The organism is Phocaeicola oris, assembly GCF_021295095.1.
Classification (GTDB): domain Bacteria; phylum Bacteroidota; class Bacteroidia; order Bacteroidales; family Bacteroidaceae; genus Phocaeicola; species Phocaeicola oris.
In genome coordinates this window covers 78,074-98,128 of sequence record NZ_JAJLQX010000002.1, presented here as the reverse complement: position 1 = coordinate 98,128, position 20,055 = coordinate 78,074, and the positions used below count along the sequence as shown (strand labels likewise).

22 protein-coding genes and 2 tRNA genes are annotated in these 20,055 nt (G+C 38.8%); 5 read left to right on the top strand and 19 right to left on the bottom strand.

The features are described from left to right. The first annotated feature begins 3 nt into the window (after positions 1 to 3). Complete coding sequence (gene secG / locus LO761_RS01945) at positions 4 to 405, top strand: preprotein translocase subunit SecG (RefSeq protein ID WP_272816757.1); 402 nt, start codon at positions 4 to 6, stop codon at positions 403 to 405. A gap of 63 nt (positions 406 to 468) precedes the next feature. Here the strand turns inward: secG and LO761_RS01940 are convergent, their stop codons facing one another. From LO761_RS01940 to LO761_RS01915, 6 genes are all read right to left on the bottom strand, one after another. After that, positions 469 to 1,251: an exodeoxyribonuclease III gene (locus tag LO761_RS01940; protein WP_272816756.1), complete on the bottom strand. Its 783-nt coding sequence runs from the start codon at positions 1,249 to 1,251 to the stop codon at positions 469 to 471. A gap of 7 nt (positions 1,252 to 1,258) precedes the next feature. Next, the gene (locus tag LO761_RS01935; RefSeq protein WP_272816652.1) at positions 1,259 to 1,591 is read right to left on the bottom strand and encodes a hypothetical protein; all 333 of its coding nucleotides are present in this window, start codon (positions 1,589 to 1,591) and stop codon (positions 1,259 to 1,261) included. A gap of 151 nt (positions 1,592 to 1,742) precedes the next feature. Further along, positions 1,743 to 1,815: transfer RNA gene (locus tag LO761_RS01930), tRNA-Gly, on the bottom strand. Positions 1,816 to 1,900: 85 nt separating this feature from the next. Further along, positions 1,901 to 1,986 (bottom strand) — tRNA-Tyr (locus LO761_RS01925). A 345-nt stretch (positions 1,987 to 2,331) separates the two neighbouring features. Then, positions 2,332 to 2,832: a 6,7-dimethyl-8-ribityllumazine synthase gene (ribH, locus tag LO761_RS01920; RefSeq protein ID WP_272816651.1), complete on the bottom strand. Its 501-nt coding sequence runs from the start codon at positions 2,830 to 2,832 to the stop codon at positions 2,332 to 2,334. A 68-nt stretch (positions 2,833 to 2,900) separates the two neighbouring features. Next, positions 2,901 to 3,578, bottom strand: coding sequence for a tetratricopeptide repeat protein (locus LO761_RS01915; protein WP_272816650.1), 678 nt, complete (start codon positions 3,576 to 3,578; stop codon positions 2,901 to 2,903). A 140-nt stretch (positions 3,579 to 3,718) separates the two neighbouring features. Here LO761_RS01915 and recF point away from each other — a divergent pair, with 140 nt between their 5' ends. Next, positions 3,719 to 4,843 (top strand): DNA replication/repair protein RecF, encoded by a 1,125-nt coding sequence (gene recF, locus LO761_RS01910; RefSeq protein WP_272816649.1) that lies wholly within the window; start codon positions 3,719 to 3,721, stop codon positions 4,841 to 4,843. Then, a complete protein-coding gene (locus tag LO761_RS01905; protein ID WP_272816648.1) occupies positions 4,830 to 5,120 on the top strand; it encodes a DUF721 domain-containing protein in 291 nt (96 codons plus the stop codon). The genes recF and LO761_RS01905 overlap by 14 nt, the downstream gene beginning before the upstream one ends. On the opposite strand, the gene LO761_RS01900 is transcribed toward LO761_RS01905, so the two are convergent. From LO761_RS01900 to LO761_RS01865, 8 genes are all read right to left on the bottom strand, one after another. Continuing rightward, entirely contained in the window at positions 5,117 to 5,656 is a 540-nt protein-coding gene (locus tag LO761_RS01900; RefSeq protein WP_272816647.1) for a 5-formyltetrahydrofolate cyclo-ligase, read from the bottom strand. The two genes, LO761_RS01905 and LO761_RS01900, sit on opposite strands and share 4 nt — an antisense overlap. After that, positions 5,656 to 7,308: a S41 family peptidase gene (locus LO761_RS01895; protein ID WP_272816646.1), complete on the bottom strand. Its 1,653-nt coding sequence runs from the start codon at positions 7,306 to 7,308 to the stop codon at positions 5,656 to 5,658. Before LO761_RS01895 ends, LO761_RS01900 begins: the two co-directional genes overlap by 1 nt. Positions 7,309 to 7,310: 2 nt before the next feature. Further along, on the bottom strand, positions 7,311 to 7,763 hold the full coding sequence (locus tag LO761_RS01890; RefSeq protein WP_272816645.1) for a dCMP deaminase family protein: 453 nt from the start codon (positions 7,761 to 7,763) through the stop codon (positions 7,311 to 7,313). 1 nt (position 7,764) lies between these two features. Next, the gene (locus tag LO761_RS01885) at positions 7,765 to 8,232 is read right to left on the bottom strand and encodes a DUF4847 family protein (RefSeq protein WP_272816644.1); all 468 of its coding nucleotides are present in this window, start codon (positions 8,230 to 8,232) and stop codon (positions 7,765 to 7,767) included. Between the two features lie 8 nt (positions 8,233 to 8,240). Beyond that, positions 8,241 to 10,280: a M3 family metallopeptidase gene (locus LO761_RS01880; protein WP_272816643.1), complete on the bottom strand. Its 2,040-nt coding sequence runs from the start codon at positions 10,278 to 10,280 to the stop codon at positions 8,241 to 8,243. 33 nt (positions 10,281 to 10,313) lie between these two features. After that, positions 10,314 to 10,988, bottom strand: coding sequence for a Crp/Fnr family transcriptional regulator (locus LO761_RS01875; RefSeq protein ID WP_272816642.1), 675 nt, complete (start codon positions 10,986 to 10,988; stop codon positions 10,314 to 10,316). A 455-nt stretch (positions 10,989 to 11,443) separates the two neighbouring features. After that, entirely contained in the window at positions 11,444 to 13,774 is a 2,331-nt protein-coding gene (locus tag LO761_RS01870) for an ABC transporter permease (RefSeq protein ID WP_272816641.1), read from the bottom strand. Positions 13,775 to 13,805: 31 nt separating this feature from the next. Next, positions 13,806 to 14,486 carry an ABC transporter ATP-binding protein gene (locus LO761_RS01865; protein WP_272816640.1) on the bottom strand — a complete coding sequence of 227 codons (681 nt, stop codon included), beginning with the start codon at positions 14,484 to 14,486 and terminating at the stop codon, positions 13,806 to 13,808. A 177-nt stretch (positions 14,487 to 14,663) separates the two neighbouring features. Here LO761_RS01865 and LO761_RS01860 point away from each other — a divergent pair, with 177 nt between their 5' ends. Together LO761_RS01860 and LO761_RS01855 are read left to right on the top strand one after the other, a co-directional pair. Further along, positions 14,664 to 15,245, top strand: a complete 582-nt coding sequence (locus tag LO761_RS01860) for a response regulator (protein WP_272816639.1) — start codon at positions 14,664 to 14,666, stop codon at positions 15,243 to 15,245. Between the two features lie 2 nt (positions 15,246 to 15,247). After that, entirely contained in the window at positions 15,248 to 16,189 is a 942-nt protein-coding gene (locus LO761_RS01855) for a sensor histidine kinase (RefSeq protein ID WP_272816638.1), read from the top strand. A gap of 49 nt (positions 16,190 to 16,238) precedes the next feature. Here LO761_RS01855 and LO761_RS01850 read toward each other — a convergent pair whose 3' ends face one another. The 5 genes from LO761_RS01850 to LO761_RS01830 are packed head-to-tail and all read right to left on the bottom strand — an operon-like array spanning position 16,239 to position 20,055. Continuing rightward, positions 16,239 to 17,258 (bottom strand): FAD:protein FMN transferase, encoded by a 1,020-nt coding sequence (locus LO761_RS01850; RefSeq protein ID WP_272816637.1) that lies wholly within the window; start codon positions 17,256 to 17,258, stop codon positions 16,239 to 16,241. Further along, a complete protein-coding gene (locus LO761_RS01845; RefSeq protein ID WP_272816636.1) occupies positions 17,255 to 17,833 on the bottom strand; it encodes a manganese efflux pump MntP in 579 nt (192 codons plus the stop codon). The genes LO761_RS01850 and LO761_RS01845 overlap by 4 nt, the downstream gene beginning before the upstream one ends. Before the next feature lie 15 nt (positions 17,834 to 17,848). Then, positions 17,849 to 18,595, bottom strand: a complete 747-nt coding sequence (locus tag LO761_RS01840; RefSeq protein ID WP_272816635.1) for a DUF6048 family protein — start codon at positions 18,593 to 18,595, stop codon at positions 17,849 to 17,851. Then, positions 18,549 to 19,100, bottom strand: a complete 552-nt coding sequence (locus LO761_RS01835) for a DUF6452 family protein (protein WP_272816634.1) — start codon at positions 19,098 to 19,100, stop codon at positions 18,549 to 18,551. The genes LO761_RS01840 and LO761_RS01835 overlap by 47 nt, the downstream gene beginning before the upstream one ends. Before the next feature lies 1 nt (position 19,101). Then, on the bottom strand, positions 19,102 to 20,055 hold the full coding sequence (locus tag LO761_RS01830; RefSeq protein ID WP_272816633.1) for a glycosyltransferase family 2 protein: 954 nt from the start codon (positions 20,053 to 20,055) through the stop codon (positions 19,102 to 19,104).

Genomic DNA, 20,055 nt, shown 5'->3' with positions numbered 1-20,055 from the left:
ATGTTGTATTTACTATTAATTGGATTAATTGTTTTCGCGTCTTTACTGATGTGTTTCATCGTATTGATTCAGAATTCAAAGGGTGGAGGTTTGTCATCAGCTTTTGCTTCATCGAATCAGATTATGGGTGTGCGTAAAACCACAGATTTTATTGAGAAAGCTACATGGGGATTAGCTATTGTTATGGTTGTGTTAAGCGTTGCTTCTGCTTATGTTATTCCGAGAGCTGCAGCTGACACTTCTGTCATACAGCAGAATGCGTTGCAAGATCAGGCTACGAACCCATTGAATACAAAACAGGGCTTTGGTTCTTCTACTACTCCTGATGCCGGAACCGCTACTCCTGCAGAGGCTGCTCCTGCGACTTCTACAGAAAGCGATAATGCTGAAACTCCTGCAAAGTAAGATAATCTCTACAAAACAAACATAAAAGAAGGGATCTCATGACGAGGTCCCTTTCTTATTTCTCTAAATGTCAAGTTTGAGTTCTACAGGACAGTGATCACTGCCGAAAATATCGGTATGAATCGTTGAGTCCTTTAGTTTATTTTTCAGGCGGTTGGAAATGATAAAGTAATCCAGTCGCCACCCCGCATTATTTTCACGGGCGTGGAATCGGTATGACCAGTAGCTATAGGTTACTTGCTCCGGATATAAGAAACGGAAAGTATCGGTAAATCCGTTATTTAACAAGTTTGTCATCTTTTCACGTTCCTCATCGGTAAATCCGGAATCGTGGTTTGCACGATGTTTCTTCGGGTCTTTGACATCAATCTCTTCGTGTGCCACATTCAAGTCACCGCATAGAATGATGGGCTTTTTCTTGTCCAACTGTTTCAAATAGGCTTGAAAATCTTTTTCCCATTCCATACGGTAGTCCAGACGCTTTGGCATATTCTGTCTTCTTGGTTCCGGAGTTTCACCCGAATTGGGCGTGTAGCAGGTGATGAAGTAGAAGTTTTCGTATTCCAATGTTATTACGCGTCCTTCATGGTCATGTTCGTCTATGCCTATTCCATAGGTTACGCTCAACGGTTTATGTTTGGTAAATATAGCTGTTCCTGAGTAGCCTTTTTTGTCGGCATAGTTCCAATACGATTCATAACCTTCAAAACGTGCGTCAAGTTGGCCAGCTTGCATTTTGGTCTCCTGCAGACAGAAGAAGTCGGCATCAAGTGATTTGAATATGTCTTCAAACCCTTTGGTATACACGGCTCGCAGTCCGTTCACGTTCCATGATATAAATTTCAGCATATCTTTATTGTTGTTGGGTCGCGGACTGTTCAGCCTGCATTGCAGCCTCTTTAGCTGCTTTTTTTTGAGCTTTTTGTTGTCTCTTCAATTCTTTAGCTTGCTTTTTGGCTTTCTTCTGAGCTTTTTTTGCTTCTTTAGCAGCTTTCTTTGCTTTTTTCTGGGCTTTCTTTGCCTCTTTTTGCTGCTTCTTCAGTTCTTTTATTTGTTTTTCACTTAAGGGTTCTTGATTAGTTTGCGACATAATCTCATTATCAAGTAATAATTCAGCAGCTTGAACAGATGGTACTGCCATTGATCCTATCAATGCAAATACACATACATAAATAAATTTCTTCATTTTGTTTTTATTTATTTGTTATAACCTTAGTTCTTTGGGGCAAAGATAAAGATTTTTTGTTTTGTATATATTCTTTATCTTTTTATTTTTAATCCGGATATATTAAAAAGGCTTCAATACTATCAACAGAGTACTGAAGCCTTTAATTAAGAGCGGAAAACGGGACTCAAACCCGCGACCCTCAGCTTGGAAGGCTAATGCTCTATCAACTGAGCTATTTCCGCGTTAAAAAAAGGAAGTAAACATCTACCTGAATCTACTCCTATATAACACCAAAGGTCTGTCAGATTTCTGTACTTCCTTGTGAAGTGGTGGGCAAAGATGGATTCGAACCACCGAAGGTATAAACCAGCAGATTTACAGTCTGCCCCATTTGGCCGCTCTGGAATTTGCCCGAGTCATTTTTTTATGCGTTGCAAAGATAGTATTTATTTTAAATTCGGCAAAAGAATGAAAGATTTTTTTGAGAGGAAAATCTATATTTTCTTCTTATAAAAGTTTAGGATAATAGTAGGGGGCAATAATATGAGAGTAATATGTTTCAGAATGACGCGGATCATTTCTTAAACTGATACGTATGAACGGTTCAACTCATCCGCATGAATCGTTCAACTCATCCGCATGAATCGTTCAACTCATCCGCATGAATCGTCCAACTCATCAGCATGAATCGTCCAACTCATCAGCGTCACTTTACTTGTTCATACGTATGAGTTGCTCTGGTGCTGAAGGATAGTGTTTTATTTCCTTGTATTGAGCTTACGTTTGAAGGCTATCATCTTGATAGCTGTTATTGCGCCCTCAATGCCTTTGTTGCCTAACTTTCCACCGGCTCTTTCTTCGGCTTGCTGCATGTTGTTTGTGGTGAGCAAACTGAAGATGACAGGCACATCACTTGTGGCATTTAAAAAACTGAGGCCATTGGTTACTCCTTCGCAGATATAATCGAAGTGAGGAGTGTCTCCTCGAACAACGCAACCAATAGCAATAACGGCATCTACTTTCCCCGATTTTATCATCCGGGCTGCGCCATAAGTCAGTTCATAGCTGCCGGGAACGGTTTGGACGATGATGTTATCTTCTTTTGTTCCGTTGGCTTTCAGGGTATCCACTGCTCCATTCAATAGTGGAAATGTGATGTTTTCATTCCATTCGGCAACAACAATTCCGAATCGCATATCTGATGCATTTGGCACAGTGGTTAAGTCGTAATCCGATAAATTATGATAAACTGTTGACATAATTCTATTTGTTTAGACAAACAAGGGCGGATAGTTGATCCGCCCTTTATATGGATTTAATTGATTCTTTATTTTATTTGAGCACGTTCGATGTACTTATCAATCTCCATTGCCTGATAAGAATTGAAGTACTTATCTTTAACCAACTGATATGCTTTTAAAGCTTCGCTGTTCTTGCCCAATTTCTCATATATTTCACCAGCCTGAATCAGATAGATAGGACTTAAAGCCTGACTGTCGGCAATATCGGCAGCCTTAACCAATAAGTCGGCACCTTTATCCAATTTGCCAATCTGAGCGTAACAATTGCCTGTAGCAGCCATGATAGCCGGATTAACTAACCGATCTTCTGCCTTGAATTTATCTAATAACTTTAAAGCATCTTCATATTTGCCCAACTGAGCACAGCAGAGTCCGGCATAAGCGTAAGATAAGTTGCCGGCTTTAGTTCCACTATATTCTTTAGCTACATACAGAAAACCTTTTGCGCCAAGGCTGTCTCCATTTAAAGCAGCCTCATAATTATCGGCACGAAAGAGTTCTTCAGCCTTAAACATTGTCTCGGAAGCGTGGAGTTCACGTGGATCTGAGATAAAATGCTTATATCCCATAATTGCTAAAAGAATGATTACAATGCCAATTACGACACCTAAGATAATTTTTCTATACTTCAAAAGGAATGCTTCTGATGTGCCAAGGGCTTCATCCACGTTCAGTGGATCTTTAATTTCTGCTTTCTTTGCCATTTTATATATTCTTATTATTATCTATTGAATGATTTGGATGCAAAAGTAAATCTTTTATGTGTATAAATAAAATTTAAGAGCTATTTTTTTTATGAATTCCGCTTATTTGAGTTAAATTTGTACAGCAAATAAAGAAGAGGATGATATTAAACCGCATTTCTATATTGAATTACAAGAATTTGGAACAGGTGGATTTGAATTTTTCACCTAAGATGAACTGTTTTATAGGGCAGAACGGGGTAGGGAAGACAAATCTGTTGGATGCGATTTATTATCTTTCTTTTTGTAAAAGTGCCTCTAATCCCATTGATTCTCAGAATATCAGGCATGAACAAGACTTCTTTGTCATTCAAGGCGAATATATTCATGAGGATGGTGATAAGGAGGATATTTATTGTGGGTTAAAGCCTCGCTCAAAGAAACGTTTTAAAAGAAACAAGAAAGATTATGGGCGGTTGTCCGATCATATCGGATTGATTCCTTTGGTTATGGTGTCACCTTCCGATTCCGAGCTGATTTCCGGAGGCAGTGATGAACGTCGCCGGTTTATGGATGTGGTTATCTCGCAGTATGATCGGAACTATCTGGAGGCGTTGATTCGCTATAATCGGGCTTTGGCTCAACGGAACGCGTTGATGAAGCAGGAAGAAGAGCCGGACGATTCTTTGGTTTCGGTGTGCGAGGAGATGATGGCTCAAGCCGGTGAGGAGGTTTTCTACAAACGAAACGAGTTTATCAACGAGTTTATTCCTATCTTCCAAAATTTTTATAGTCATATCTCTCTTGATAGAGAGCAAGTTAATCTTGCTTATGAGTCGCACGCCGCGAATGGTTTGTTATTAAATCAAATTCGTGAGAGCCGCCCGAAAGACCGTATCCTTGGCTTTTCTTTGAAAGGCGTTCATAAGGATGATTTGATTATGCAACTGGCTAACTTTCCTATTCGTCGTGAAGGTTCTCAGGGACAGAATAAGACTTATTTGATTGCGTTGAAGTTGGCTCAGTTTGAGTTTTTGAAGCGGACGGGTAGAAAAACGACTCCTATATTATTATTAGATGATATATTTGATAAATTGGATGCTTCGCGTGTGGAGCAGATTGTAAAGTTGGTGGCCGGTGATCAGTTCGGGCAAATTTTTATGACAGATACCAACCGCGATCATTTGGATTATATTCTTCAGAAGATTCAAGGTGAATATAAAGTGTTTGATGTAGTTGACGGATTGGTTACAGAACGGAATCATAAGAATAATGGAGAGGAATAAAGCGCAAAATATAGGTAATCTGGTGATGAAGTTCTTGCGGATGCAGGGACTGGAGGCACCATTAAACGAGCACCGGCTTATTAACTCGTGGGGGGAGGTGGTAGGTTCCGTCATTGTTAAATATACCACTGATTTGTTTATCAAGAATCAGACATTACATGTGCATGTTACTTCCGCTCCGCTTCGTCAGGAATTGATGATGGCTCGTAAAATCCTCGTGAAAAGCCTGAATGAGAAAGTAGGCTCTCAAGTTATTGTAGACATTATATTTCATTAAAGTCGGCCGTTCTCTGTCCAGACTTCATCCATCGTTTTATCAAATGCTTCAGTAGGTACTTTTGCGCAGACTTGAAAAGAAAAGCATATACCTATGTTATAAGTTGAGAGTTTTAGCAGGAGTCGATCGTAGTATCCGCGTCCGCGCCCTAACCGGTGCCCGTAAGCATCGAATGAGATTCCGGGAATAATGGCTATATCAATTTGTCGATAATCGACAAAAGGTTCACCTTCCGGTTCTTCTATGTGAAAAGCTCCTAAATGCAGGCTGTCCGGACCGGTATATTTCCTTAATTCTAAATCATTGCCTTTCACTACGGGAAGAAGGATATTTTTCTTTGTATACCATTGACTGATAAAGTCGTGCGTGTAGACTTCATCGGGTAGGGAATAGTAGAGCAGAATAGTCTTTGCGCTTTGGAATCGTTCCGATTGTTCCAAAGCAGAAAGCAACGTAACCGATTTCTTTTTCAGTTCCGCTGCTTCATGTTTCTTTTTTTCTAATGCTATTTGTTTTCGGAGTTCTTTCTTATCCATTAAGCAGCATCTTTTTTATTTTTCTGCTCGGGAGCTTTTGGGAAAGCTTCATTCTTTTCCAGAATATCAAGTGCTTTTTTTACTGTCGTATCCGATTGGTTTAAGTATTCAATGTAAGCTTCCATGTCCATCATGTTATATATGATGTTTCCATAAATGTTCAAATCGAAAAGTTCTTTACTTTTGTTCATCAGTATATTCCGACGCTTTAGCCCTTTCTTTTCAGCATATTGGGCAAACTTTTCAAGTAAGTTTTGTGTCTTCAAATATTTCAGTAACGAAGGCCAATCATTATACTTTGATAACTTTTCACGGTTTTTATCCGTATAGTCGAAGCTGTATTGAACAATTAACCGACGATTGCGTGCCATCTGGAAATATGAGGTCATTCCTGTAGTATCTGCCGGAATAAAGTAATCGGGCATAATGCCTCCGCCTCCGTAAACAGGACGTCCGAGCGATGTATAATAAACTTTACTTTCATCTTGTTTGATGCTGTCTTGTGAGAAGAACTCGCCATGTTCGAAACGCGTCATGATATCCATTTCGTAAGCTTCGTCATTACCTTTATTATATGGTTTCTGAATGCATCTTCCCGATGGGGTGTAATAACGAGCGATAGTCAGACGGACGGCCGAGCCATCGCTGAATTCAATAGGCTGTTGTACCAGCCCCTTTCCGAAAGAGCGGCGTCCGACAATTATACCACGGTCGTTGTCTTGAATAGCACCTGAGAAGATTTCGCTTGCAGAAGCAGAGCCTTCATCTATCAACACGACAATAGGCATACTCTGATTAGAGCCGGTTCCATTCGAGAAATAATTTTTTCGAGGGGATTTGCGTCCCTGTGTATATACAATCAGCCTGTCTTTCGGTAGAAATTCATTAATCATTTGGATGGCAGCAGCCATAAATCCACCGACATTCTCTCGAAGGTCGATGATTAGCCCTTGGCAATCTTTTTTATTTAACTTAGCAAGTGCGAAAAGCAGTTCACCGTATGTGTTTTCAGCAAACTTATCAACTTTTATGTATCCGTATTTATCATCAATCATGTAACATGCGTTGATGCTTTTTTGAGGAATATCACCACGGACAACGGTGAAGTTGAGCATGTCTTTCTCTCCCTGACGGTAAATGCCTATCTTAACAGAGCTGCCTTTTGGTCCTTTTAATTTCTTTTGGACACTGGTGTTTGTTACCTCTTTTCCAACAAAAGCTGTATCATTGACAGCTACTATTCGATCGCCGGCCATAAGGCCTACTTTTTCGGATGGTCCGCCGTGGATAACGTTATTAATATGTATAGTGTCATTATTAATAGTGAATTGAACGCCAATTCCACTGAAGCTGGCAGACAGTTCATCGTTCACGATTTCCAGATCTTTTGCCGGAATATACGCGGAATGAGGATCAAGTTCTCCCAATATTTGAGGCATGGCATCTTCAACTAAGTCGTCCATCTTTACCTCATCGACATATTGATCTTCAACGATGCGCAATAATGCGTTCAACTTATTTGATGAAACATTAATGATACCTAATCGGTTTCCTGAAAAATGATTAGCGTAAAAGGTTCCAATAAGAATGCCCAGTACGATGCATACTGCTGCTATAATAGGAATAAAATGTGATTTATTTTTTTTATCCATGGTCATTTGCTTTTATTAATATCATTCTCGTAATCAATATAAACAACCTCAATATTAGCTTTTTTCAACAGATTTAGTCCGTCATCCAGACGGTATTTTTTACAATAGACGACTCGCTTAATACCTGCTTGAATAATCAGTTTTGCACACTCAATGCATGGAGAATCGGTGATATACATTGTTGCTCCATCGCTACTGTTATTCGAACGTGCAATTTTTGTAATGGCATTAGCTTCGGCATGTAACACATAAGGTTTTGTCATATTATGGTCATCTTCACAAATATTTTCAAATCCGGAAGGTGTTCCGTTATAGCCATCCGAAATGATCATTTTGTTTTTTACAATTAAAGCTCCAACTTTTCTCCGTTGGCAATAAGAATTTTCCGACCAGATTTCTGCCATCCGGAGGTATCTCTTATCTAATATATGCTGTTTTTCTTCTGCTTTAGTCATCTTAATAATTATAATGCGTAAGTTGTACGTAACTGTTCTTATCGTTGTTACCGATTAATAAGGTTTTCGAGTCTCCTTTATAATATTTAGCGTTTTGCAAGGCATTGATGAATTCTCTATCCATTTTATTCAATGTTCCTGAGGTCTTAATGTTAATAGGAAAGGTAATCGTTCGATTGCTTCCGTTGGCCGTCCAAGTTCCATCAAAGGTTGTTCCATTAGTCAGGCTGCCGATAAAACTACCGGCTTCATTGAATGTCAGTTTCAGGCTCTTTAGCTGAGCTATATCGCTTGTTGATGTATATTCAGGTATAGCCTTTTTGGTATTATTCCAATTAGAGGTTGTAAAAAAGTTCACTACAGTCCATGTTCCTGAGATAAAAATTTCATTCACATCGTCTTTTGTACTGCAATTGCAGAAAAAAGGGACTATCAAAAGTAATAAAAGTATTTGTTTTATTTTCATCATCGACAGGTTTATTTAATTATCCCGTTTCTTCGGAGTAAAGCATTGATGGACGCTGCTTGTCCTCTGAATCTTTTATATAATACCATAGGAGGTTCTGTTCCACCTTTCGAGAGAATATTCTCTCGGAATGAAGTGGCAACTTCTTGATTGAAAATCCCTTTTTCTTTAAATAAGGAGAATGCGTCTGCATCCAGTACTTCTGCCCATTTATAACTGTAATATCCTGCAGCATAACCTCCGGCCATGATATGAGAAAACTGAACCGTCATACAAGTGCCTTCAACTTTCGGGAGCAGACGTGTCTTATCTCCGATGCTTTTTTCATATTCCATGATATTTTCTGTGAACGGAGTGGTGTGTGTGTACCAAGCCATATCGAGGAATCCGAAGCTGAGTTGACGGATACAGGCGTACGCAATGTTATAATTAGCTGTATTCTTTATTTTTTGAATCAATTCGTCCGGGATGGGTTCGCCGGTTTTATAATGACGTGCAAAAGTATTGAGGAATTCTTTCTCGTACGCAAAGTTCTCCATGAATTGCGATGGCAGCTCGACAAAGTCCCAATACACGTTTGTTCCGCTTAAGCTGGCATAGGTGGTATTGGCAAACATGCTGTGTAATGAGTGCCCGAACTCATGCAAGAAAGTCTCTACTTCGCCGAATGTGAGAAGCGCGGGCTTATCTGCCGTAGGCTTTGTGAAGTTCATAGTCAGAGAAGCATGTGGACGACTGTTGATTCCATTCTCTATCCATTGCTCTTTGTAACCGGTTTCCCATGCGCCGGCGTGCTTGCCTTTCCTTGGGAAGAAATCGACATACAGCACCGCTAAATATTGACCGTCTTTATCGTAAACTTCGTATGCTGTTACATCCTTATTGAATACAGGAATATCTTTATTCTCTTTGAATGTGATGCCATATAAACGAGTTGCTAATCCGAATACACCTTTCTTTACCTGACTTAACTCAAAGTATGGGCGGAGCTCTTCGTCATTCAGCTGGTATTCCTTATTTTTCAATATATTCGAATAAAAAGCCCAATCCCATGGCATCAGCTTGAATTCTTTTCCTTCTTGCTCTTTTGCAACCGATTCTACTTTGGCCACTTCTTCTTTTGCTTTAGGCAAATAGGCGTCAAGCAATTGCCGGAGTAACCGGTAGACGTTTTCTTTGTTCTCTGCCATTCGCTTTTTCAGAACATAATCGGCAAAGGTCGGATAACCTAATAGTTGGGCTAATGCCAATCGTGTATTAATCAGTTTCTTTACAATTTCCTGATTGTTGAACTCGTTATCATGGGTGCATCGGGTAGAGTAGGCCATGTATATCTCTTTTCGCAGTTCACGGTCTTTCTCATATTTCATGAAAGGACCATAGCTGGGCGCGTCAAGTGTTACTATGTAACCTTCCTTACCTCGCTCTTTGGCATTCTCTGCAAAGCTTTCAATAATATTATCGGGAACTCCATCCAACTGCTCTTTGCTAATTTCCATTTCGTAGTTGTGAGTCTCTTTTAATAAGTTCTGGGAGAACTGTAAAGTGAGCATTCCCATTTCCGCGTTTAATTTGCGGAATGTTTGCTTGTCCTCCTCCGAAAGGTTAGCTCCATTACGAATGAATCCGTCGTATGTTTTTTCCAACAACATAAGTTGCTCCGCATTGAGATTCAATGATTCACGTTGGGTGTAGACTGTTTTTATGCGTTGGAAAAGTCGGTCGTTCAATGTAATATTGTTACTGTGCTCTGTGAGGATAGGAATCATCTTCTCCGCGATGGCTTCCATGTCATCATTGGTATCGGCACTCATTAAATTACCGAATACCGTTGTGACATTTTCCAATAACTGCCCCGATCGATCAAGTGCTTCAATGGTATTTTGAAACGTAGGTTCTTCGGGATTATTAATAATAGCGTTAATTTCATCCTCTTCCCTTTTCATTCCTTCTCTCATGGCAGGTTCGTAGTGCTCTACCTTGATAAGGTTAAACGGGACAGTCTGATGTGGTGTCTGATATATAGTTAGAAACGGATTTTGTTCGCTCATTGTTATGAATAAATATGATAAAAGGAGTAGCTGTTAGTTGGCGTTGATAAGTTTTTCCAAAGCAGGAATGATAATTGATTTGCGTTTTAATTCTATCAAACCTTTATCCTGCATGTCATTCAACTCCCGAGATACGTTGATACGTGTCTCGTCTATGATATTGGCCAAGTCTTCCATCTTTATCCGGATTGACTTTTCTCCTTCCGGTTTTAATGCTTGTATAGCTAAAAAGTTTATAATCTTTTTTCTGATTCCTGTTGTATAAACTTTATGCAACTTATTATGTTCATTTTGAACTTGGTTACTAAGAATATTCAAGTAGTTGATGCGGAATATTTCATAATGATTTAATTCCGTCAGCATATACTTTTTATTGATAATCAACATTCTGACTTCATGACGTGCCTTATAAGTTGAATGATAGTTCGGGTGAAGTCCGAAAAGGGAATAGGGCTCTATTACCATAGGTTTTAAGAATACCTCGGAAAAAGTATAATTACCATCTGCGTGTTCTGTCTCGGCAACAAGTTGTCCGCTTAGAAAAAACATTAATTCTTCACATTTGTCACCTTGTTTAACTATAGTTTCTTCAGGGGCATAAGTGTGAAATGATAGTTTTACCTTACTCAAGATGTTTGTCAGATCAGTTTTCCCAAGTCCTTGAAAGAGGGGTAACTGAAGTAAGGTATCGTACATTGAAGATTCCATATTTAAATTGACGCTTTAAGTTAATTATTTAACATGCAAATATAACTATTATAAACAAATAACTTGTTAAAAGTAAAAGGTTTTATCTTTTTTTATGTTTAATGTACATGTAATTAAACTAACGTGAATTCAGGGAATGATGGTTTTTGATATTTTATGCTTATGTTAACATGAGATCAACGAATTAGAATCATTTTATAATGTCATATTAATAAAAAGTCAAACTGATACGCGTCAGTTGAACAACTCATCCGCATGAACCGAACAACTCATCCGCATGAATCGAGCAACTCATCCGCATCAATTGAGCAACTGATCCGCATGAATTGAATGATTCATACGTATCAGTTTACTCGATTGTATATATCGGCATTAAAGGTCTGAAAGACATCTTGTTAAAAATATCTGTATGTGTTTAGCATACTTTCAGGTAGGAGTTTTGAAGTGATTTGCCATCAGTCGTTCTGTTTTAAGGTCTTTACAGGATTTTTTAAAGCTGCTTGTATAGTTTGTTCTGTAGTAGAGACCAATGTTATAATGACTGTTATGATTACAGATAAAAGAATGGCTATCCATGGAAAAGCAATGGAATAATAAAAACCTTCAAGATAATGCCTTATGATTTGGATACTTATGGGAACTGCAATTACTACAGACGTGACAGTAAGTTTAAAGAAGTTAAGCGATAACCATTTGGCAACTGAGTTTGTCTTGTAGCCGAATACTTTACGCAAAGCTATCTGTCTTCTCTGCTGTCCGGTGTAGTATGTTGACATGGCTATTAAGCCTAAAGTGGAAATGATGATAGAAATGGTCATAAATGTTATCACCAATGCCATTGTATTGCGATTTTCCGTTAGGCTGTCGTTTAAGTGTTCGTCTAAGTATGTCGCTGTTACGTCAATGGGCATACCAACAATTTCTTTGGCTACATCGGCGCAGACTTTTTTGACGGCAGCCAATGCCTTACTGTGGTCTCCTCGGATTTTTACATATTGCACTCCATACCTATCGTTCTCATCTCCCATTATGTAGATAGCATTATGTTGATCGCTATAAGGAGTATCTACGGCTGTTCCGCTGCGATAATTCGCCACAATGCCACACACATCATATACATCGCCTTTGTTCTTTTTTCCAATTATATTGTTATTCGCCGTAACTCCGTAACGTTGTTTGGTTTCCTCGTCAATCCATGTCTTTCCGGGCAAAGGGTCACTGTATTGTTCCAATACTTTAAATCCGAGTATATGGAACGAAGTGCTGTCCATATAAGCCGTTTTCATAAACGAATATTTTTCACTGTTGTCTGTCATCAAGCCGTTTATCCCACATTGCATAGGAGTATTCGATCCTATACCGATCTCCACAACTTGTGGTAAAGCCTTGAGTCTTTGCTGTAAGATTTGTTGTTTCTCATGACCAAATCCGATGCTGTAAGACCATACTTCAATAACATCTTTCGTATTATATCCCATGGGTAAGGTAGCCAAATGGTGTATTTGCATGGTCATGGTGATAGCGATAGCTATGAGAACAGCACTGATTACGTTCTGCAATAGGATGAATATTCGGCTGAATACCATTTTGCTTTTGAAGCGAAAATTCCCTTTTACCACATCAATAGGCTTAAAGCGTAAGGCGAAGAGTGCCGGAATTAGTCCTGACGCAAAGGAGACTGTAATTAATATCGCTAAGATGATCAACATCATTGAGGTGTCAGGGACAAGAACAATGTCAGTGCTGAGTAAACGATTAAATACAGATCGGAATAACAATGCAATGAAATATCCTATGATGAAACATACGGCTGTGAAGATAAAAGCCTCTTCCATATAAAGGCGCAGTATGTAACTTTGACGTTGTCCTATCAGTTGTCGAATAGCCATTTCTTTGGCACGCTTACCTGTTTGCGCAACGGTCAGATTGATATAATTGAATATGGCCGAAACAAGTAAAATTAGCGCAACTATGCTGAGTATTTTGACGGTATTCTTGTTTCCGTGTCTCAATGGCGAACTAACGTCCAGATTACAAAAATAGATATCGTTCATTCGAGTTATCGTAGAGCCATAGATGAAAGACCCGTCGCTGCCATCGCGTTTATAATAGTTCCAGTAGTCGCAATATTTGTCAAGTAACTTCTTTTCTACTGTTTCCGGAGAAGTTCCCTGTGCTATGGTAAAGAATATGGCGGTAGGACCGAAGTTATCCATCCATGACATTTGATCTTTCATGCGATCGGCGTTGAACATGATATCAACTTTTTCAAAAAGATCTTCAGGTCCGAAATCTTGAGCGATAGCGGTGACACGTAAATTGCTTTTGTTATAGCGGATAGTTTTCCCAACGGGGTCTTCTTCCTTGAAAGCTTTTCGGGCAAACGAAGAGGAGATGATGACATCATCCTTTCCGACCAATGCGTTCCCACTGACTTGGTAGCCAAAGAATCGGAAGAAGTTTTGGTCTATAGCCGTGTTTTTCACCTTATAATAGTTATCACCTACCATGATGTCCGCGTCTCCCATGTTCACTATACGCGTCCATTCTTTTATCTCTGGGATGGATGGGAAAAGTTCGGGTGCCGTTCCTAAGGTCATGCCAATAAAATCGCCTGTTCCGCAAGCATAGATATTATTTGAGTTAGGTAAGTTGTTGCCTACATTAAACTCCGTTTTGGAGTAGGACACCAATAGCAACACGAAACCCAAAGCAACAGACAGTCCGAAAGCCTCTATAGCTGTATAAAGTTTGTTCTGAAGTAAGAATTTGAAGAATGTCTTCATCTTTTTATAGGTTTGTTTTTAATGAGCGTTTTTAAAGAAGATTACCGAGATTGTCCACAATACAACCATCGAATAAGTTAATTATGCGATTGGCATAAGTGGCATCGTGCTGTGAGTGGGTAACCATGATAATCGTTGTGCCGTTATGGTTCAGCTCTCTCAACAGTTCCATGACCTCAAGTCCGTTTTTGGAGTCGAGATTACCGGTAGGCTCATCGGCGAGTATAATGCTTGGATGGGTAACTACAGCTCTTGCTATAGCTATTCGCTGTTGCTGTCCTCCCGATAGCTGTTGCGGATAATGTCTGGCCCTATGGCTGATACGCATCTTCTGTAAAATTTCAGTCACTCGTTTTTTTCGTTCTTTTTCAGGAACGCCTAAGGCTTTGAGTGGGAGCTCTACATTCTCTTCCGCGTTTAGTTCGTCGATAAGGTTAAACGATTGGAAGACAAATCCTATCTTGCCACGACGGAATTCAGTTCGTGCGCCTTCTTTAAGGTGACCTACTTCCGTCCCGTCAAGAAAGTAGTTGCCGGACGTAGGGTTGTCAAGTAGTCCTATGATATTCAATAACGTTGATTTCCCACATCCTGATGGTCCCATTATGGCTACGAATTCGCCCTCTTCAACTTCTAAATTAATGCCGTTCAAGGCTGTTGTTTCCATCTCATCTGTACGGAAGATTTTGGTCAATTGTTCTGTTTTTATCATATTTCGCTAAAGTTTTTTTTGATTCGATTATCGTTATTTCCTGAACAAAAGTATCTCTTTTGAATAGAATATGTATCTCTCATATAGCTTATAAAAGCTGATTGTATGAATATTAGACACTTTCTTGTATGTTTTTTAGACGGTAAATGCTATATTTGCATTATATAATTAAATCAGATGATGTACGGAACGATACTTGTAGTCGATGATAGTGAAGAAATCCTCACGGCCTTGAAGATATGTTTGAAAGGAACCTTTAGTAAGGTACTTACTTTAAGTACTCCCGATAAGATTCTTCTTACTATGCAGCAAGAGGTTGTGGATATTGTATTACTTGATATGAATTTCTTTCCTTCCACAAGCTCAGAACCGAAAGATTCGAATGTTTTAACGAGTGCTTCTATCTATACTGCGTCGCCAAACACCGGACAAGAAGGTATAATGTGGCTTCAAGCCATCAAGAAACGACATCCCGATATTCCGGTTGTCCTTATCACGGCTTATGCTGATATTCGATTGGCTGTTCGTGGGCTTAAGAGCGGGGCTGCCGATTTTGTAACCAAGCCTTGGGATAATGATGAACTTCTTCGTGTACTTAAAGATGTCATTGATCGTACCAATAGTGTCATGCCTTTAGATGAACTGGAGATTCGGCATATACAGAAGGTTCTGGATAAGTGTCATGGTAATATAACTAAGGCAGCCGAATTACTTGGCATAACGAGACAGACCCTCTATGCTAAAATAAAGAAAATATAACTATGGCAACAGCTTTTGCAGCACCCACATTGACAGTTTTGGTTGGATTTGCGATGATCCTGTTTATAGTTGTCATTATATATATGATGATACGTCACCAACGTCGTCTTAAATTGATGGCATGGCTTATGCAAGAAGCTATAAAGAATCACGATTTTACTTTTCATCTGCCTACGCACGGTTTATTATTCGGGGAGCGTGCCATGCAAGAAGCACTGAACAGCTTTGGTGAGGAAATTGCCAAGCAAGTGACTATGAATGAAATTGAATCATGGGAAAAGCTTACACGGGTTTTGACACATGAGATTATGAATGCACTTGCACCGATAAATAGTATCAGTCAGGCTTATCTTTCTGATCCTTCAATCAAAGGCACTGATTTGGAAGAAGGTCTGCAAGCCATTCATCATACAGGAATCTCATTGACAAGCTTTGTGGATAGTTATCGCAAGCTCACTCAATTACAAGCTCCATCACCTGAAAATGTATCTTTAGCAGATTTTATTGCCACTGTTCGTCCGCTTTATTCCGGTATGCAATGGACAATCAGTATACCTGAAACAGTGGTAGTGTTTACTGATATTAATTTTTTGCGTCAGGTGCTGGTTAATTTAATTAAGAATGCTGTAGAAGCCTGTGCCACTAAAATTGATATACGATGGATGACTATTAATAGAGATAATGCGGTAAAAGGGATTGATGGCAGAAGTAAGGACCATACAGGGACAGTGTCTAAAGGCAAGTTGCTTGTGAGCAATAATGGTACACCGGTTCCTGCTGACGTACGGAACGAGATATTTATTCCATTCTTTACTACAAAACATCGGGGAAGTGGCATAGGGTTGCCGTTATCTAAGAAGATAATGGCTATACAAGGTGGCGATATCATGTTAGCCGATATACCCTTAAGCGGGTATATTACAACTTTTGTTATCGTATTCTAAAGTGAATTCAATGGATATAAAATGTAATCTGTATGTATCAATTTTTCCTTTAATACTTTTTCTTTACGAGATAACGACTCATCCCTTCGGTATATTGCAAATCGAATTTTTCTCCTTCGCCCGCGCAAATGAAATAGGCATCTATTTCAGGGTGCTCTCGACAGAAGTTCATGGCAGAGTCAAGTCCCATCACCATAAACGAAGTAGCGTAAGCATCGGCAGTAGCACAATCATTTGCTAATACTGTGGCCGATAGAATGCTGTGTTGAACAGGATAGCCGCTTCTTGGATCAATGGTATGAGCATATCGCTTGCCTCCTTTATAATAGAAGTTGCGGTAGTTGCCTGAGGTTGCCATTCCTTTGTTTGTTAAGGACAGTACTGTTTCAATATCCTGACTGATGGAGAGAGAATCTTCTTCGGGCTTATTGATACCGATATGCCAATTATTCATTTTTGGATTTTTACCTTTAACTACGATCTCGCCACCGATATTCACCATATAATTTTGTATTCCTTTAGAATCGAGGAAGCCGGCAACGATATCAACGCCATATCCTTTTGCAATAGCACTACAGTCAAGCATTATGCGAGGGTCGTCCTTAATAACCTTTCCGTTTTCCAAACGAACTTTTTTATACCCGATAAAGGTTTTCAAACTGTCGATTGCCGTTGAATCAGGGGTAATATCATGTTTAAATCCAAATCCCCAAGCATTAACAAGCGGAGCAACAGTAATGTCAAAGGCTCCGTTTGTATTTTGTGATACCTTTTGGGCGAGGTTAAATACATGAGTGAACATGGTGTCTAATGGTACATCTTGATTCTGATTAACTTTTGTAATGACCGATTTCTTATTAAAAGGGGAGAGTGAAAAGTCTACTTTCTTTAATTCTTCCTCAATTTGATTCTTCAGTTCTTTGTTGCTCTGATAGGTAATCTGATACATGGTACCAAATATCATTCCATCATCTGTTCGGAATGGTGGTTGCCTATTCAGAATGATTATTGTTCCTATTAATAGTAGGATTAAAAAGCCAATTTCAAGAATAATTTTTTTTCTGTTCATAAGTCGAAAAGATGAAGATGTTCAACTAATATTTTTATTCCAATACATATTAAAACGATGCCACCCCATAATTCCATATTCAAGTTCCAACGTTTTCCACAGAAAACGCCAATCATGCTTCCTGCGATAGATAGGATAAAAGACACGAGACCAAATATGAGAATAGGGAACACTATGGAAGTTAACGTATTCATTCCGGTAAATGCGAACGTAATCCCTACAGCCATAGCATCAATGCTCGTAGCAATGGCAAGCAATATAATTGTTTTCAGATTAGATGGATTAAAGTGGCGCTCTTCTTCTTTAGAAAAGTTTTCTTTAATCATATTTCCTCCAACAATGATCAATAATCCGAATGCGATCCAGTGGTCATAATCCTGAATATATTCATTAAGACTGTTGGCACCCATCCAGCCAAGTAAAGGCATGAGACTTTGGAACAGACCAAAAAAGAAAGCCATTGTAACAAATGTTTTCCAACGGATTTCTTTTAATATAGCGCCGGAGGTTATAGAAACAGAGAGACAATCTATAGCCAAACTAATGGCAACTAACCAAATCTCAAATATTGTCATATAAGTAATCCATTATCAGAATGGCAAATCATAGGATATATTATAAGTACATCCATAGGTCGATTTTTTTCCTTTGCCATATCCGGGAATATAATATGGGTCAGAATTCTCGTTTTTCTTCATACTCAATCGTGATTTATAGCGAACAGACCATCCCATACGTAATCCTTTTATTATTTTAGCTCGAACTCCAACAACTATTTCCAACCAATTGGCATTCGATTTAACGCCTTTATATGAGAATGGCATAGTGATGTTTTTCCAATTGGGATCAGTTAAATTGGGCGCGTTTACATCGTATGAGAATGATGTATGTCCCAACCGAACTCCAAGAGTAATGTAACCCGGCAGTTCCGGTTTTTTGTACATCATATTCATGTCCATACCTATTCTTATATAGGGAGCGGAGGTTTTAAAATGCACATTTGTTTCATTATTGGTAATATCTATAGCGCCTTGTCCTATTTCTACAATAGGCATATATCGGTTCTTTAAATTGACTTGGAAAGTTGTTTCGATATTTTTGTAATCACCACCCAAAGTTTTATTGATTAACCCAAAGATATCCACTCCGGCAGATACTCCTTGAAAAAACTTTACCTTGGAATACTGTATTTTTCTCTCTGTTTTCGCTTCTGCTTGTTCTTTTTCCACATCTTTCTTAAAGCGAATTTTCTTCTCTTCTTGTCCGAAAGCTGAAGAAACAAGTACAATGCTATTCAGCAATAGTATAATACATATTGAAATTAACTGTTTCTTCATTGGTAACTTTTGGATTAGCGATGGTAATGGAGTCTAAAGCATTCGTAGTATATTTTATATCTTCTATTTGATAAAACATGAGAACGCCGCAATTGATATCACTGACAAATGGAATAGGACGGTGTTTTATTTCTATTTCATCTTTTAGCAATTCCGTATATTGAATGGTAATGGTTGTTTTCGTTGAATAGCTGAGTGGTATTTTCAATTTGCTTAATTTTTTTTCAGCATTATAAATAGTATCGTTTAAAATAGAGTCCTTGACAACTTTATCAACAACAGATCCGTCCGGAAGCGTATCTCGGACAATAACATCGGCTGTTGTTGAGGCTGTAATAGTAACGGCTTCTGTTAAGGCTATGGAAGAGTGACTGTTGCTGCTCAGAAGATCAAAAGTGGCAGCAGATGTGGTCGTCAAAGAACAATTATCGTCATTACAACTGTTCAATCCGATAAGAGTGATACCAAATAGTAAAATTAATAATATAAGCGGATACTTCTTCATATCAGATTTCTTTCTCTATGTTGTAGTTATTTCGGTCGGGGGCATGACGAACGATTAATTCACCTAAGAATCCGGCAACAAAAAGTTGCGTTCCTATAATCATTAATGTAAGCGATAAGTAGAAATAAGGAGATTCGGTAATTAAAACTGCCGGAATTCCATTTGCCAAAGCATATAACTTATGGATACCAATGCCCAATGTCAGAAAGAATCCAAGAATAAACATCAGTGATCCTAAGAAACCGAATATATGCATTGGCTTAACTCCGAATGTCGAAAGAAACCATAAAGTGATTAAATCTAAATATCCGTTGAAGAAACGGTTCAGACCACCGAACTTTGTTTTTCCATATTTCCTTGATTGATGGTGAACAACTTTCTCTCCAATCTTTGAAAAGCCGGCATTCTTTGCTAAATACGGAATATATCGATGCATCTCACCAAACACCTCAATATTCTTTACCACCTCTTTGCGGTATGATTTCAGTCCACAGTTAAAGTCGTGTAAGTTATGAATGCCTGAAACTCTTCTGGCAGTAGCATTAAATAACTTTGTTGGTAGGGTTTTCGATAACGGATCATATCTTTTTTGTTTGTATCCGGATACTAAGTCATAACCATCTTCCATAATCATACGGTATAGTTCAGGTATTTCATCAGGGCTGTCCTGAAGGTCTGCGTCCATAGTAATGACCACATTACCTTCTGCACGCTTGAATCCACAATAAAGAGCTGGGGACTTTCCGTAATTCCGGCGGAATTTAATTCCTTTTACTTCAGGATATTGCTGATGTAACTCTTCAATGATAGACCAGGATTTATCGGAACTCCCATCATTCACAAAAATTATTTCGTAAGTAAAATGATGCTCGCCCATCACACGTTTTATCCACTGATGCAATTCGCGAAGTGAATCTTGTTCATTATATAAAGGCACTACAACAGAAATATCCAT